The organism is Acinetobacter sp. UBA2581 (genome assembly GCF_002339435.1).
Lineage (GTDB): Bacteria > Pseudomonadota > Gammaproteobacteria > Pseudomonadales > Moraxellaceae > Acinetobacter > Acinetobacter variabilis.
This window is the reverse complement of sequence record NZ_DDLD01000032.1, coordinates 1-11700: the sequence shown is the minus strand read 5'-3', so window position 1 is coordinate 11700 and position 11700 is coordinate 1. Positions and strand designations below refer to the sequence as shown.

The 11700-nt window shown below is 42.2% G+C and carries 9 protein-coding genes; 4 read left to right on the top strand and 5 right to left on the bottom strand.

Annotation, left to right across the window (positions count from 1 at the left end):
- Positions 1-89: 89 nt before the first annotated feature.
- The 4 genes from B3Q46_RS03725 to hemE form a co-directional block, all read right to left on the bottom strand.
- Positions 90-1976 (bottom strand): DUF4105 domain-containing protein, encoded by a 1887-nt coding sequence (locus B3Q46_RS03725; RefSeq protein WP_005234841.1) that lies wholly within the window; start codon positions 1974-1976, stop codon positions 90-92.
- Between the two features lie 73 nt (positions 1977-2049).
- Positions 2050-2520 carry a DUF3015 family protein gene (locus B3Q46_RS03720; protein WP_004782788.1) on the bottom strand — a complete coding sequence of 157 codons (471 nt, stop codon included), beginning with the start codon at positions 2518-2520 and terminating at the stop codon, positions 2050-2052.
- 143 nt (positions 2521-2663) lie between these two features.
- Positions 2664-3467 carry a DUF817 family protein gene (locus tag B3Q46_RS03715; protein ID WP_005234838.1) on the bottom strand — a complete coding sequence of 268 codons (804 nt, stop codon included), beginning with the start codon at positions 3465-3467 and terminating at the stop codon, positions 2664-2666.
- A gap of 10 nt (positions 3468-3477) precedes the next feature.
- Positions 3478-4548 (bottom strand): uroporphyrinogen decarboxylase, encoded by a 1071-nt coding sequence (gene hemE, locus B3Q46_RS03710; protein ID WP_005234836.1) that lies wholly within the window; start codon positions 4546-4548, stop codon positions 3478-3480.
- 206 nt (positions 4549-4754) lie between these two features.
- Here hemE and B3Q46_RS03705 point away from each other — a divergent pair, with 206 nt between their 5' ends.
- The 4 genes from B3Q46_RS03705 to B3Q46_RS03690 all read left to right on the top strand — a co-directional run bounded on the left by B3Q46_RS03705 (position 4755) and on the right by B3Q46_RS03690 (position 11278).
- Complete coding sequence (locus tag B3Q46_RS03705) at positions 4755-5972, top strand: L,D-transpeptidase family protein (RefSeq protein WP_005234834.1); 1218 nt, start codon at positions 4755-4757, stop codon at positions 5970-5972.
- A 164-nt stretch (positions 5973-6136) separates the two neighbouring features.
- Positions 6137-6835: a pirin family protein gene (locus B3Q46_RS03700; RefSeq protein ID WP_005234833.1), complete on the top strand. Its 699-nt coding sequence runs from the start codon at positions 6137-6139 to the stop codon at positions 6833-6835.
- Positions 6836-7131: 296 nt separating this feature from the next.
- Positions 7132-8112 (top strand): methyltransferase, encoded by a 981-nt coding sequence (locus B3Q46_RS03695; protein ID WP_005234831.1) that lies wholly within the window; start codon positions 7132-7134, stop codon positions 8110-8112.
- A gap of 286 nt (positions 8113-8398) precedes the next feature.
- A complete protein-coding gene (locus tag B3Q46_RS03690; RefSeq protein ID WP_122959118.1) occupies positions 8399-11278 on the top strand; it encodes an ImpA family metalloprotease in 2880 nt (959 codons plus the stop codon).
- Positions 11279-11387: 109 nt separating this feature from the next.
- Here B3Q46_RS03690 and B3Q46_RS03685 read toward each other — a convergent pair whose 3' ends face one another.
- Positions 11388-11663, bottom strand: a complete 276-nt coding sequence (locus B3Q46_RS03685; protein WP_286713539.1) for a CinA family protein — start codon at positions 11661-11663, stop codon at positions 11388-11390.
- Positions 11664-11700 lie beyond the last annotated feature (37 nt).

Below are 11700 nucleotides of genomic sequence, written 5' to 3'. Positions count from 1 at the left end.
GTCAATGCGTAAGTCCTATAAACATTCAAATATAAGTCATTTGATCTATAAACTTCATTTACTCAATATTCGAGGGTATGTTAGCCAAATTAAAAATAATGGACTAAGCCCAGACTCCATTTTTCCCAGTCTTTCGAGTCCTGTTGCTGATATTCCCAGCTCGCCCGAATGGCATTTTGTGCATTCCATGCATATTGCAACTGGCTTTTTAATTTCAGCTGCCACTGATGGGAGTCTTCCCAATACGGTAATTCCACCTGTACTAGGCTATTGATCTGATCCGTCCAGATATTCTGACAACCCACCGTTGGCCCCATACCGATACGCCATCCTTTGTCTAGCGCTTTTCCGGCCTGCACATGATTTTGTAGCTGCACATAGCAGAGATGTTCACGTGCTTTATTTGCCCAGCTATAGCCACCCTGAACCTGAAAATTGGCTACACCATGCTGTTGCTCGGTACTAAACTGGCCATGCTGATCCAGTGCTTCCTGTTTCCAGCCCAGACTAAAACCCCAAGATAACGGCGCTTTAAACGCATTAATTGGGTTATAGGAATTTACTGTAAGTAGATCCAGATGCTCCAGCTTCACGCGGTCATCACGATACTGCAATGCACCATCCAGGAATAATAATTGGGTTCCTGTACGCAGCCCGCCTTGCGGATCCATAAGGTCATGATAAGCCTGACGATGACCAAGCTGCACAAAAGTCTCACCCTGTACTTGCCCAGTTTCAAGAACGATATTTCGGGCATGATGGCTTTGAACCGGATCTATTTTTGGACGCTCTGGCTGCTGACGCTGTTTGTCTATCGCCAACTGACTTCTTAGGCCTAATAATTTGCGAAAGCGTGGCTGGGCAAAAGATTCATCTACTTCTTGACGAAGAAAATCCAGATATAAATGGTCGTAGGCCATTTCCAGAATCTTGGCCTGATCTTCAGCCGGATAATTTTGCAACATGGCTTCCATTTCAGAGGTTTCTGCATACCCTACCTGATGTGCAGTTTTTGCCAAGGATTTGCCATGTTGCCGGGCTTGAGCCAGCAATTGAGTTTCCAGGGCCGGACGATAAGTCTTCTTCCTGATCAGTCCCTGCTGTTCCACTACTTTTAAGGTTTCGACTGGAATTGCGGCGGTATCGAATTGCTGCTGCAAGTTCAGTTCAGGACGCACCAGATCAAAAAGCCCTAATAGACGATAGGCACAGTTATCATTAATGAAATAATAAGGGAAACTTACCTGTTGCATTTCCCAGAGATGCTTCACCAGAAATCCGGTTTCTTCAGGCGTTAGATTAAGTTCATATTCCCATAAATCACGACTTTCAAAGTCACCATATTCCTTGACTTTGCGGTAATACGGCATCAAGGAATATTCACCCGGATATTGGCCGGTCAGCCCTTTCCAGGCAAAGGACCAGTTATCATTGCTGTCAACTGTAGCAGCATAATTGACCGCATAAGACACCAGATTCAGTTGCTGCTGGTCTTTCGGGTCTAGACGCAGCAAAGTATGACCAAACATGGAGCTGGGATTGCTCATATAATCGGTGGCATAAATCAGGGTCGCCTGATAAGGCTTGACTTCATTCATCCAGCGATCAAAATCCGGGCAACTCGCTTCAGGCAGTTGCTGTTCAGAAATATTCAGCTGTTGCATTAACCACTGGCTACGTGCCGGGAATTTACATCGTACAGACTGATTGGATTCTGCGGGCTCAAACAATGCCTGTATATTTTGCTTTAATTCAAGCTGCAGATCTGTCTTGCCCTGCTTTGCCAGAAAATAGCCAGCATAACTGACTTCACTTTTTCCTTCAGTATTGGCATACATCAAACGCTGCCAGGTCGCGGTCTGGTGCAATTTTTTTTGTGTGGCTTGTTCTAGATAAGCTTGAATATCTGGAGAAATTTCGGACGCAAAACTCAGGGGACTCCACAGCAGGGCTGAGAGCAAAAAAGCATATTTCATTCAGTCTACGGTTCTTTTCAATTTTTATTTATAAGAAAACCCTGCCAGGACAGCAGGGTTTTTACAGCGATACTTAGATATAAGCTTTTAATACTTCATCTTTAGCCATGACTGTTTGCAGAGTACTTAACACTTGTAAAGTATTCTGGTTTTCTTCTGAATAGATTTCAGAGAAATTCTGCTTGGATACAGTGAAGAAACGTGCTTTGTCTTCTGCCTTGATATTTAGCAGTTCAGCCAGTACGTTCAGGCTTTCACCTTCACCTACGGCCATATCACGTGCCAATGCCTCAGCATTTTCATTGGTAAAAGTCACAACTTGAGCCGTTACTGTACCGCCCTGGCTACATCCTAAAGTACCGAAAGTAATACCTAGCCACTGGTTAGTAAACAGCACGTTTGTTGTACCTGCAAGCAGCTTAGGAATAATGCCTGACTGGCCTGCCCAGACCTGGCTACCAATACCACAACCTACATCTCTATCCGCCATCGCCATACCAGAACCCGTTGCCAATACCACAGCGAGCATAATCTTTTTTAACATACTTATTCTCCGGTTATTCTCATGCATCTTTTGTTATTACGCTAATGATGTAATCTTCATTACACATTCAGGAGAGTAGCGGGAAGTCTAATTTGGCGCAATGAAAAAAATGTCCAATTTACATAAACATAAACAGAATAGTTTTACCGGTTTTTTAGGCTCCAGTTACCTTGAGAATTACGCTGTCCTAGAATCTTTAACACCAGCACCAGACTGAGCAATAAAAGTAAATACCAGGAACCGAGCTTGCCCCAACCGACCATATGCCATTTTTCTACCTGGCTTGGATATAACCAGATCTGATAAAAGGTACTGATATTCTCTGCCACCCAGATAATAAACGCCAAGATCAACAGGACAGGCAACATCGGTAGCTGAAAAGCGTGCTGATTCAACTGAAACCGAATTCTGGTTTTCCAGAACATCACTACACTCCAGACAAATAACAGCAAACGATAGTCGGGAATGAAGAATTTACTCATAAAGTTGATGTAGGACAGTACTGCCAAAGCCAGCATATGGCTAAAGGGCGGCAATTTTTCAAATGAGACTTGGTATAAGCGTAAGGAACGTGCAAAAAAACTGCCGACAGCCGAATACATAAAGCCAGCAAATAAAGGCACAGTCAGTATTTTAAAAATTGCAGGTTGTGGATATTGCCAGGATGCAATTGCCGGATGGGTCAGGAAAATTTCCATGACCATCGCCATGATATGGAACAAGGCAATTACTTTGGCTTCGGCCCAGGATTCCAGTTTGGTATAGAGCAATACTACCTGAATCAGTAAAGCGAAAAATAATAGATAGTCATAGCGGTAGAAACCGTAAAAAAGTTCACTACCCATTGATGCAGTTTGTGCAAAAGCAAGCAGGAGCAGAATCCCAAATAAGGCAGCCGAAGCTGCCTTATAGGTAAATTCAAACCCTGATTTAAAAAAGTCGATCAACGTTTACATCCTAAAGATATTTAGCGCTGTACTCATGTACGGTATCAATAAATACTTTAGGATTGGTTGGATCCACCCACTGGGTAATGCCATGACCTAAGTTGGCTACATAGCCAGTTTTTTCACCGTTGGCATAGGCATCATGCAGCATCAGCTTGGTTGCTTTAGCAATCGCGTCCGGAGTGCCATATAAAGTCGCTGGATCCAGGTTGCCTTGTAACGCAGCACGACCTGCAACAGTCTGGCGTGCAACATTGAGCGGTGTGGTCCAGTCCAGGCCAAAGGCATCTGCACCGGTCGCAACCATTGGCTCTAGCCATTGACCGCCACCTTTGGTAAACAGAATCACTGGAATCTTGCGGCCATCTTTTTCACGTTGCAAACCTGCCACAATTTTTTGCATATAATTAAGTGAGAATTCAATATATTCACGATGAGCAAGTGCCCCGCCCCAGCTATCAAAGATCTGTACCGCCTGAGCACCGGCATCAATCTGGGCATTTAAATATTCGGTTACGGCATCTGCCAAACGCTCTAATAAAGCATCCAGAACTTCTGGCTGTGCGTACATCATGTTTTTAGTGAAACGGAAGTCTTTACTCGAACCCCCTTCAACCATATACGTCGCCAAGGTCCACGGGCTGCCGGAGAAGCCGATCAATGGTACTTGCCCACCCAAAGCCGAACGAATGGTCGACACCGCATTCATTACATAATCAAGGTCAGACTTGGCATTAAATTTGGGTAAATTAGCCACATCCTGTTCAGTCCGCACAGTTTTGTGGAATTTCGGACCTTCACCTGCTTCAAAATAAAGACCCAGACCTAAAGCATCCGGAACAGTCAGAATGTCCGAAAATAAAATGGCCGCATCCAGCTCATAACGGCGTAAAGGCTGTAAAGTCACTTCACAGGCAAAGTCAGTATTTTTGCAAAGAGAAAGGAAATCCCCTGCTTTGGCACGTGTTTCTCGATATTCTGGTAAATAACGGCCTGCCTGACGCATCATCCATACAGGGGTAGTATCTACAGGTTCACGTAACAATGCGCGCAGAAAACGATCATTTTTTAAGGTCGTCATTCACTTTCCTATCTATCTTTGATATTGCCCACATCATAACAAAATGACTGCATTTTGAATAACTTCTCATGACTTTAAAAACCGATCATGTTAAGTGATCAAATGTGAGGAATTACACAAAAGAACTACTGCATCTCCACATTTTTTCTGTAATACTTATAGTGTTTTTTCACATAGTTAACGAAATATTTTTAAGGTTGAGTTACATGTTCGTTCGCACAATGCTCGCTGTGAGTCTAGGTTGCATTTTCGCAGGTACTGTTTTCGCTGCGTCTACTGCTGAACAACCATTAAATCCCCAAGTTGTCACTGATGTTGCGGTACAGGATCCGATTGACCCTTTAGCGACTGAAGCTTCGGCAGCACAAGCAGAAACTCGAATTAGTGCTCAAGAACAACAAGATCTGAAGAAAGCTTCTGAAGCATTAGATGTATTACAAAATACTGAAGACCAGACGGCCGATATTGGTGTTGCTTCAACCAAGACTAAAGCACCGACGAATTCTGCTGCTGCGAAAGCATCTTGGACTTTAGATGGCCTTAATAATGCAAGCTGGTATGAAGATATTGGTAAAGGCCAATTTCCGGTGTATGCACGTGCGCATGTCATGTTGAATAATGCCCATGCTTCTCCAGGTGCGATTGACGGTACTAGCGGTAAAAATACCTTGAAAGCGATCGCATCTTTCCAGCAAATGAATGGTATTAAACCAACAGGTACGTTGACTCAGGAAACTTGGGATGCCCTATTGGCTAAACAAGGTTCTAAGCCTGCTTTTGTAGAATACACCATCACTGAAGAAGACCTGAAAGGTCCTTATGCCGAGTCTATTCCTTCTGACTATGCCTTACAGGCAAAAATGAAAGGTCTATATTACACTCGCGTAACTGAAATGCTGGGTGAAAAATTCCATATGGATGAAGACTTTTTGAAAAAGTTAAATCCAAAAGCTACCTTTAAGAAAGCTGGGGAAAAGCTGATTGTTGCCAATATCCGCAATGAAGTTCCTGAAGATATTCATTTGATTGTGGCGCATAAAGGTGCTAAGCAGCTTTATCTGTTCAATAGCCGCAACCAGATGATCGCTTCTTTCCCGGCAACGATTGGTAGTTCAAGTACTCCATCGCCAACAGGAACTTATAAGGTGACTGGCGTAGCGAAAAACCCATGGTATAGCTACTCGCCATCTAACTTTGTTCAAGGCAATAACAAGAAACCACTTTCTTTACCACCTGGTCCAAACGGTCCTGTAGGTAATATCTGGATTGGTTTAAGCAAAAAATCATTTGGTATTCACGGTACACCGAATCCTTCTGCAATCTCTAAAACTGCGTCACATGGCTGTATCCGTCTGACTAACTGGGATGCGAATGATTTAGGCCGTAAAGTGAAATCAGGTGTAACTGTCCGTTTCCTTGAATAATCTTTATTTAAATACCTAAGCCCGCTTACGAGTGGGCTTTTTTTATACCTACATCCTTTTGTATCGTTGCGAAAATGCAATGATCTGTCGCCTGTTTATGATTTTTTAAGAATTAAAACAACGGTATGATGATCTCAAGTTAAAAATTAAAGTGAGATAAACCCATGAAAGCTTTTCTACATCCAAGTGAAAATCGTGGTCATGTAAAAATGGGCTGGCTGGAATCTAGACACAGCTTCTCATTTGGCAACTGGTACAATCCGAACTATATGGGCGTGAGTGCTTTACGTGTCATTAATGACGACCTGATTGATGCACATCAGGGCTTTGGTACCCATCCGCATGACAATATGGAAATCCTGACCTGTGTATTGAAAGGTACGATTACTCATCAGGACAGTATGGGCAATCATGGCGGTATTGCAGCAGGTGAATGGCAACTGATGAGTGCCGGAACCGGTGTACGTCATAGTGAAATGAACCAGAGCGATGAACAGGTACATCTCCTGCAAATCTGGATCATTCCGAATGAACGTGATGCTCAGCCGAATTATCAGCAAATTCGGCTGGATGCAAAAGAACAACCGAATCAATGGCATTTAATCTGTGGACCGAATGACAATGCACCCATGCACATTCGTCAAAATGCAGAAGTCAAAACCGCAGTGATCCATCAAGGCCAAAGTCTGAATATCAACGCAACCCAGCATATCAATTATGTACATGTGATTTCTGGCTCAGTACAAATTGCAGAATATACAGTTGAAGCTGGTGGTGCGATTGCCTTTATGGATGATGCAGAAATTAAAGCAATTGAAGATGCGCAAGTGATCTGGTTTGATTTACCAGAAGCTACTCATTAAAGCTTCTATTTATATTCAGTCTATGCCGACTCATCACTTGATCAGTCGGCATTTTTTATAGGAAAAATATAGTGATTCATTCTTTATAAGGATTTGAACTTCAATATACCGCTATACAAATTAAACCAATTCACATTAGTTTTTTACCGAACAACAGTAAATTTTGGGCGAAGATTGAGCTGATCTATTTTGATTGAATCAATATAGCGAATGGCTGTTCTGGTCATTATCTTGTATAGATTAAACAGGTGTATGCACCTTTTCATTTATTCTGAATAAACCGAAGAGCATATCTAATGAACCAGATTTTAGAAATTCAAAATAGCCAGCAACAAGCTATGCGCTTTTTATTAGACTTTTTAAAACAGCAGCAATATCAGTTTACCGCTATTACGCCACTTTCCCATCAACGGATTCTGGATCGCAAAAGAAGCGAGAAAAATAAACAGAAAACCCTACAGGATATCTTTGGCTGGAATCTGGAATTTACAATTACCGATCTTGATCCTGTTCTTTTTTCATTATTGTTAGAACATCAGCTTCTAGAAGTTCAGGATAATGCATATAAAAGTCTGGTCAGAGTCGCATCACTCGAAGACGAATTATTTATTCATTCAGCCTTTCCTACGACCCAACAGGACGCTGTTTTTTTTGGTCCTGATACTTACCGTTTTGCCTATCATTTAAAGCAGTATTTATCTTGCCAGGCCAATTCTTTTAAGCGGGCGGCTGAAATATGCTGTGGTACTTCTGCTGCTGCAATTCATATGGCTAAACATTTTCCAGATCATGAGGAAATCTTTGTCGCAGATCTGAATCCGAAAGCTCTTCTCTATAGCCAGATTAATATCGATTTTTCAGGTTTTAATTCGATTCATCCTCTGCAGAGTAATTTATTTTCTGGTCTTGAAGGTCAGTTTGACCTGATTTTTGCCAATCCCCCTTATTTAGTTGATCCAGATCAACGGCAATACCGTCATGGAGGCAATAAACTGGATGGCAATGAATTGTCTTTTAAGATTATTAAACAGGGTTTACAGCGACTCAGTCCAGATGGACATCTATTTTTATATACTGGCGTCACTATTTGTCAGGATGGCAATCGCTTCTTGCAACATCTGGAAGCTTTGATGAAACAGCATCAAAATATTGACTGGTCTTATGAGGAAATTGATCCGGATATTTTTGGTGAAGAGTTAGAGCAACCTGCTTATCAACATGTAGAAAGAATTGCGCTGGCCCTACTCAAGTTCGAAGTCAAAACTGATAAAACATGAAATTTCAGCTCGGGTCGAGGCTATTTTTAAACTGCGGCCTAATTAAAACAAATAAAAATTAACTCAATCCGCATCACATTAAATATTATTCTTAATAAATATTTATCATTTAAAAACATATACTTAAATTAAATATTAGTTCTATTTTATCACTACTTACTTCTATAATTCTCATCTGATATTTACGACAACTTTAAAAATAATGTCGTCTTTTTGGTTATACCTTGGGGAAAATTGTGGAAAGAAATTATTTGAGGTTGAGAACAGCCTTACTGACCTTATCGCTATGATCAGTCTGATTGCCTGTGGTGGAGGTGGCAGTAGCGGAACATCTTCTCCTGCAGAAACACCAGATTCTGCTGTTAATCCACCATCAACAAATAATCCACCTGATAACGAGGAATCATCCCCCTCACCTGTAGAAACACCTCATGGCAGTACACCACCTTTAAATCCACAAACGCCAACAACCACCCGGATTAATAAGGCATTGAGTACAGGTGACGCGATACCTTTAACTGAGCAGGATTCAACTGCACTACTAGACTGGGCCTTACAGCTCGCCAAGCAACGACAAACGTGGCAAAAGGGTTTAATTACCTCACTCTATACCAGTTCGAATGGCAAAGTTTTGCAACCTCAACTGCAATTTACGCCAACTGCTTCGATTAATCTTTATCCTTATGATTTAAGCGCGGCTTTGCCCATCGCAGTTTCAGATCAAGCTTGTGGCTGGAATTTAAGTCAGCAGGCGAATAAAGGCTGTGGTCTGGGAGTCGCATCACAAATCGGTAAAGGCCGTGCGCTGGCTTTTGGCCAGAATATGCTCAGGGGGATCTCAGCGAATAGTCCTGACGTGGTAGATTTTGCGCCCGTGCTCAACAATGGTTTTCGCTGGCTTTTGACGGGGAAAACACAGGCACAGCCTAAACAAGAACTAAAACTTACCGTTAATGGCCTGGCACAAACTAACCTGAGCATGATAGAAAATTATTTTGCCCAGCATTTAGGGGTTAAAGTTACCTTTCTACAATGTAATGTACTGGATCAAACCAATACCTGCTGGAAAGATGCTGACCTGATGATTTTAGGCAGTAATATCGGCGCCAATAATTTTGAATCCAGCTTGATTCAGGAATATCTGGAGGCAGGTAAGCTAATATATTTCCAGGCAATGGGTTATAACGTCACTACACCGATAGAAAAAATCTTTTCGGCATTGAAGATTGAGACCAATAATAATTACTGGCGTGGCCAAGATACTTTACTCATGTCTTCAGGACATTCCATCACGGATCAATGGAATAAAGTGAATGACATCGATAGTACGATCCAAATGCTGGAATATTTCAAGTCACCAAGTGCAGCACACCTAGGTGATTTAAATGCCAATAATCCGTTGATTCAAACCATCAATAAAGCTTCTACCAATCTACAAAATTTAAATGCACAAGGCATTACTGCATTTAGCGCAAAAAATAATAATCAGATTCTAAAAGCTTTGGTGTTATTGGCAGATCTCTGGCGTCCAGACGTGAATTACAGCGGACTGTCGAAAAATGGCGATACTCTGACTTTTATGCGTACTTATGCCAGTGATTCCTGGACGGACTATAAACGCAAAACCACATTGGTGAATCCAAATGGTGCCGGTGATTATATGCCAGCCTCTGCACAAAACATGGCTGTCAGTGCGCAAGCCGAAACCATTACTGTGACCATTCCGCAAGGCAGCGGAATTACCGCAATTGGTCGTGCCAGCATCCCGGGCAAGCCTGTCAGTATTGAGATTGTTGATGCTCAAGGTGCGCAGCTTTCAGTCCAAACCAGCTATTTACGTGCCTGGGGCAATCCCTTTGATGATGGCGGCTATAAACGTCCTCGCCGACCAAACAGTTTCGCCGTAAAATTAGACGCCACTCAAAGCAATGACTTTATCAGCCCGTTCGGTGGACCATTGATGTTGAATTACAGCAATGCCAAAGCAGGCTCTGTGGTGACCTTAAAAATCAAAGGTGCAGCAAAATATGCACATTATGATTTTACTCAAACGATCACTGAAGCGGATATTAGCGAAGCCACCAGCATCCTGCAAAGTAGAAACTTCGGCTGGAACACTTTTAAATTTGTTGGTGGTGAAATTCAGCAGACCAATGACTATGCGTTAAAAGCCATTGGTGATCGATCAGCACGTACCTATGTGGATCAGATTAAGGGCGTAATCTTTGACAGTAACCACATTGCCAACGGTTATAACAATATGCCGCTGGATAGCAGTACGGCACAGCGTTGTAATGAATTAGGCTGGGATTGTATCGGCAAAGTTCATCGTGCCCCGAATGTTCAGCATTTTGTGGGCTGGATTGCGACCTGTGGCTTCCTATGCTCAGGAAATCCATCAGATGGGTCAACTGGCATTGATACCGGTTGGGGCTGGGTGCATGAACTGGGACATAATACTGTTCAGGATGTCTTAACCATGGTATTCCCTTCCATTGAAACCAGAAAACCTATTGGCTGCGGAGTGGAATGTAATAACAACATTCTGGCGGGTTTAAGCATGATGAGTAAATATCATCTATATGCTCAGGACAGTAATGGCAGCAACTTCCGCCACCCAACTTTATATGCCAATATCAAGGATACACGAAGTCTTGGTTTATCAGGTGAAGCACAACGTGCCGCAATGGAAAAACGCTTATGGCAAGATGGCTATCATGTATCGATGCAGGCCTTCCATATCCAGATGGCCATGAACTATACCCGTTTACATCAAGGTAAATCGCGACCTGATCTTCAGGGTGTATTTGAGTTCATACGCTTACTGAATACTTCACAACGTTTGTATAATCAGATTGATTTAAGCAAAGCATCTCAAGCAGATAAGAATAAACTGGGATTAGGCGCCTTTAATGCGAAAAGCATGAGCCGCCCTGACCTGATTTATGTGCTCAGTTCAAAAATCATGGGCTATGACCTAAAAGATTTTTATGCACTTTATGGCTTGCCTGTCACTGCAACCGCCCATGCTTCAGTCGCTATGCTTAATCTGCCTACCGCACCTTTGTATTTCTATGCGCAACCGGATGGCGGTTCAAATCGCTTGGCAACAGGACAATCGCTCACCATTCCAACGCATGGCCCTGTCCCTAATTATCCTTATTAATTGATCGATCAAATATAAAAAAATCCCCTCTTCGGCTGGGATTTTTTTATAGCAGAGCATTTTCATGATCAGTGTATGAGCGACCATCAAAAGCTAAATAAATAGCGATTTACTTATTTCTCTTGTCTCGACTGCCCTCAAGGATTTCAATTAAGCTCAGATTGATATTTCTTGCCAGTTTTTTTAATTTCTCTCTCGGTTTACCTCTGCAAAGAAAGCGGAAACTATAAAGCTCATCCTTATAAGAAATCACATAGAAAAAAGTTCCTACTGGCTTTTTTTTGGTTTCTGTCCCGCCTCTTTTTAATAGTCCTGTACAGGCAATATAAATATCAGAATAAAACATTTTCTTGGCTTTTCTGACCATTTCCTGCGTGACTTCCATAGATTCCGGGGTATATTAGATCTCTTGCGAAAGTCGT

What these genes read in the sequence shown, in the direction of transcription:
- B3Q46_RS03705 (WP_005234834.1), top strand. Translation starts at nt 4,755, where the DNA reads ATGTTCGTTCGCACAATGCTCGCTGTGAGTCTAGGTTGCATTTTCGCA.
- B3Q46_RS03695 (WP_005234831.1), top strand. Translation starts at nt 7,132, where the DNA reads ATGAACCAGATTTTAGAAATTCAAAATAGCCAGCAACAAGCTATGCGC.
- B3Q46_RS03725 (WP_005234841.1), bottom strand. Translation starts at nt 1,976, where the DNA reads ATGAAATATGCTTTTTTGCTCTCAGCCCTGCTGTGGAGTCCCCTGAGT.
- B3Q46_RS03685 (WP_286713539.1), bottom strand. Translation starts at nt 11,663, where the DNA reads ATGGAAGTCACGCAGGAAATGGTCAGAAAAGCCAAGAAAATGTTTTAT.
- B3Q46_RS03690 (WP_122959118.1), top strand. Translation starts at nt 8,399, where the DNA reads ATGATCAGTCTGATTGCCTGTGGTGGAGGTGGCAGTAGCGGAACATCT.
- hemE (WP_005234836.1), bottom strand. Translation starts at nt 4,548, where the DNA reads ATGACGACCTTAAAAAATGATCGTTTTCTGCGCGCATTGTTACGTGAA.
- B3Q46_RS03720 (WP_004782788.1), bottom strand. Translation starts at nt 2,520, where the DNA reads ATGTTAAAAAAGATTATGCTCGCTGTGGTATTGGCAACGGGTTCTGGT.
- B3Q46_RS03700 (WP_005234833.1), top strand. Translation starts at nt 6,137, where the DNA reads ATGAAAGCTTTTCTACATCCAAGTGAAAATCGTGGTCATGTAAAAATG.